Origin of the sequence: Streptomyces sp. NRRL B-24572, from assembly GCF_002156145.1 — a bacterium.
Taxonomy (GTDB): Bacteria; Actinomycetota; Actinomycetes; order Streptomycetales; family Streptomycetaceae; genus Streptomyces; species Streptomyces vietnamensis.
In genome coordinates this window covers 1-2,429 of record NZ_MWIG01000848.1, presented here as the reverse complement: position 1 = coordinate 2,429, position 2,429 = coordinate 1, and the positions used below count along the sequence as shown (strand labels likewise).

Below are 2,429 nucleotides of genomic sequence, written 5' to 3'. Positions count from 1 at the left end.
GACCAGGTCGAGGACCTCCACCTGGTGGGAGATGTCCAGGTAGGTGGTGGGCTCGTCGAGGAGCAGCAGGTCCGTCTCCTGCGCGAGGGCCATCGCGATCCACACCCGCTGCCGCTGCCCGCCCGACAGCGCGTCGACGGACCGGTCGGCGAGCGCGGCGACGTCGGTGCGTTCCATGGCGTCGGCGACGGCCCGTTCGTCCTCCTCCGACCACTGCTTCCACCAGGCCTGATGCGGCTGCCGGCCCCGGGACACCAGGTCGGCGACGGTGATCGCCTCGGGCGCGACGGGCGTCTGCGGCAGCAGCCCGATCGAGCGGGCGATCCGCTTCGTCGGCAGCTTCGCGAGCGACTCGCCGTCGAGGAGGACGGCGCCGCCCGCCGGCTTCAGCAACCGCCCCAGCGCCCGCAGCGTCGTGGACTTCCCGCACGCGTTCGGGCCGACGATCACCGTCACCTTGCCGTCGGGGATCGCGAGGTCGAGCTCCTCGACGACGGTGCGGTCCTCGTAGGCGAGCGTCAGCTCACGGGCCTGCAGTCTGGTCACGAAGCACCTCCAGCGGCTCGGCTCCGGACGATGAGCCAGATCAGGTACGGGGCGCCGACCGCCGCCGTGAGGACACCCACCGGCAGTTCGACGGGGGAGAAGAGGCGCCGGCCGAGCAGGTCGGCGACGACCACGATCACCGCGCCGGTGAGCGCGGAACAGAGCAGCGGGATCTGCGCCGTCCGGGTCATGCGGCGGGCGATCTGCGGGGCGAGCAGCGCCACGAAGTCCACCGGCCCGGCGACGCCCGTCGCCACCGACGCGAGGACGACGCCGACCGCGACGAGCCCGAGCCGGACCCCGCCCAGCCGCACGCCGAGCGCGGTCGCCGTGTCGTCGTCGAGGGAGACGGTCCGCTGGGCGCGGGCCGCCCACAGCACGGCGGGCAGCAGCAGGAGCAGAGTCCAGCGGATCGGCGCGGACTCGTCCCAGCCGCGCCCGTTGAGGGAGCCGGTCATCCAGATCTGGGCCTGCTGGGCGACGAGGTAGTCGCCCTTCGTCATGAACAGCGTGATGAGGGACCGCAGCGCGATCGCGATGCCGATGCCGATGAGGACGAACCGGGTCGCGTGCAGCCCGCCGCGCCAGGCGAAGGCGTACACGAGGGCGGCGGCGAGGATGCCGCCGGCGATGGAGACGTACGGCAGGACGGTGTACGGGGCGAGGCCGAAGGTCATCGCGGCGACGGTGACGGCCCCGGCGCCCTGGCTGATGCCGATGATGTCGGGGGAGGCGAGCGGGTTGCGGGCCACGGTCTGGATGAGGCCGCCCGCGATGCCGAAGGCGGCGCCGACGGCGAGGGCGACGACGAGGCGCGGCTCGCGCAGCTCCGTGACGACGAACGCGGACGGCGAGGGCTCGCCGAGGAGGATCCGTACGACTTCGCCCGGGGCGACGGACTTCTCGCCGACGCAGAGGTACGCGACGCAGGCCGCGCCCAGGAGCAGCAGGAGGGCCGCGGCGACGAGGGCCGAGCGCCGGTGGACGAGGAAGGACCCGCGTCCGGCGCGCACGAGCCCGTACCCGGCGGGCCGGAGATTCACGGCGCTCACGCGGGCACCGCCTTCGGTCGTACGGGCGTGGCCGGGGTCGGTACTCCGATCAGCGGCGCGGTCATGCCGGCACCGCCTTCCGTCGTACGAGCGTGACCAGGAACGGCACGCCGATCAGCGCGGTCATCACCCCGGCCGGCACCTCTCCCGGCGGGAACACGATCCGCCCGGCGACATCGGCCACGAGCAGCATCACGGGTCCGACGATCGCGGCCATCGGGAGCACCCACCGGTGGTCGGAGCCGACGACCGCGCGCGCGATGTGGGGGACGGCGAGGCCGACGAAGGCGACGGGGCCGGCGGCGGCGACGGCCGCGCCGGTGAGGACGGTCGCGCCGAGCCCGCCCACGATCCGTACGGTCGCGACGCGCTGTCCGAGCCCCTTGGCGACGTCCTCGCCGAGCGCGAGCGCGTCGAGGCCGCGGGCCACGGAGAGGACGAGGACGGTGCCGAGCAGCAGGAAGGGCCAGATCTGGCCGACGATCTCGGTGTCGCGCCCGTCGAGGGAGCCGATCTGCCAGAACCGGAACTCGTCGAGCGCCGAGGCCCGGGTGGTGAGGACGCCGGTGGTGATCGAGAGCAGCAGCGCGTTGATCGCGGCGCCGCCGAGCGCCAGCTTCACGGGCGTGGCGCCGCCGCGTCCGGCGGCGGCGATCGCGTAGACGGCGACGGAGGCGAGGGCGGCGCCGGCGAAGGCGAACCACACGTACCCGCTGAGCTCGTGCATGCCGAGGAAGGCGATGGCGAGGACGACGGCGACCGAGGAGCCCTGGCTGATGCCGAGGATGCCGGGGTCGGCGATCGGGTTGCGGGTGATGCCCTGGAGGGCGG

At 74.0% G+C, this 2,429-nt stretch carries 3 protein-coding genes; all 3 read right to left on the bottom strand.

What is annotated here, in order from left to right; genetic code table 11:
* On the bottom strand, positions 1–546 hold a 546-nt coding region (locus tag CCN56_RS37110), incomplete at its 3' end, for an ABC transporter ATP-binding protein (RefSeq protein WP_086832116.1).
* Positions 543–1,598 (bottom strand): iron chelate uptake ABC transporter family permease subunit, encoded by a 1,056-nt coding sequence (locus tag CCN56_RS37105; RefSeq protein WP_086832115.1) that lies wholly within the window; start codon positions 1,596–1,598, stop codon positions 543–545. The genes CCN56_RS37105 and CCN56_RS37110, both read right to left, overlap by 4 nt.
* A gap of 61 nt (positions 1,599–1,659) precedes the next feature.
* A partial coding sequence (locus CCN56_RS37100) for an iron ABC transporter permease (protein WP_086832114.1) occupies positions 1,660–2,429 on the bottom strand: 770 nt, incomplete at its 5' end.